Source organism: Winogradskyella psychrotolerans RS-3 (assembly GCF_000427335.1).
Taxonomy (GTDB): domain Bacteria; phylum Bacteroidota; class Bacteroidia; order Flavobacteriales; family Flavobacteriaceae; genus Winogradskyella; species Winogradskyella psychrotolerans.
This window is the reverse complement of the sequence record NZ_ATMR01000040.1, coordinates 1-997: the sequence shown is the minus strand read 5'-3', so window position 1 is coordinate 997 and position 997 is coordinate 1. Positions and strand designations below refer to the sequence as shown.

The following is a 997-nucleotide window of genomic DNA, read 5'->3' as shown; positions in this document are numbered from 1 at the left end:
ATACCGGTCTTCAACGAAATCAGGAACGGTGAACTTCCCAAATTTACGAAGGTAAGGAGCCAATAAAAGGGCCAAAAGGACATATCCACCAGTCCAACCCATAAGGTAAACTGATCCATCGTAGCCAGAAAAAGCAATTATTCCGGCCATGGAAATAAAAGAAGCTGCTGACATCCAATCCGCAGCGGTAGCCATACCGTTAGCTAGCGGAGAAACGCCCCGCCTGCCGTATAAAATTCTTAGTTGATCCAGCTCTTGTGTATATGGCGATACCGATATACAAGGCGAAGGACAGACCTACTAGGATGTAGGTCCAGGTTAAAATTTCCATAGAGAGGTGATTATTTTAAAGGGTTATTTTCGTTGACATCAAATTCTTCATCAAGCTTGTTCATCCGATATACGTAAACGAAATCAATATCACGAATGAAAATATTGAGCCTTGCTGGGCAAACCAGAAGCCCAATTTGTACCCTCCAATTTAATGGCATTGAGGGCTCTACAAGCAAAATTCCGAAGCCAAAAGAGACAATAAACCAAACCGCCAGAAGAATCAATAAGGTTCTAATATTGCGCTTCCAGTATTGTTTCATTTTTTGTTTATGGTTATCCATATAATAATATGTTTGAGTTTATTGGTTAAAATAATCCTGAAATTATTTAAAATTCCGTAACTATCAGCAAGATTTCGTTAATCTACCAAAAATAAGACAGTTTCGGTTTGAGTCGTAGATGATTGGTTCGACTCAAATGGCTAAAATGGGGTAAATTTATAATTAAACCTTTTCAATTAAGTATTTGTCAATATATTCTATGGCCGATTTTAAGCGGTTTTCCTCCGTCCCGGAAATTTTTTTCCATGGTACTCCTGAAGCTTTCATCTCATTTTCATAAACCTGCATAAAATATTTACGCATGGCCGGATCTGCATGCTCTCGCTGTGGATCCTCCGTCCAGGGAATATCTATTGACGTAAGTAAGTACAATGAGTATTCCC

Annotated in this window: 1 protein-coding gene and 2 pseudogenes; all 3 read right to left on the bottom strand. The window is 38.8% G+C overall.

The window, feature by feature from the left end; all coding sequences use genetic code 11:
- Positions 1-331 (bottom strand): annotated as a pseudogene (locus tag ADIWIN_RS19905) (sodium:solute symporter family transporter); the annotation flags it as partial.
- A gap of 10 nt (positions 332-341) precedes the next feature.
- Positions 342-614 (bottom strand): DUF4212 domain-containing protein, encoded by a 273-nt coding sequence (locus ADIWIN_RS22100; RefSeq protein ID WP_438874652.1) that lies wholly within the window; start codon positions 612-614, stop codon positions 342-344.
- Positions 615-776: 162 nt separating this feature from the next.
- Positions 777-997 (bottom strand): annotated as a pseudogene (locus ADIWIN_RS21145) (nicotinate-nucleotide adenylyltransferase); the annotation flags it as partial.

Coding starts and splice junctions, on each gene's coding strand:
- ADIWIN_RS22100 (WP_438874652.1), bottom strand. CDS start 614: ATGGATAACCATAAACAAAAAATGAAACAATACTGGAAGCGCAATATT.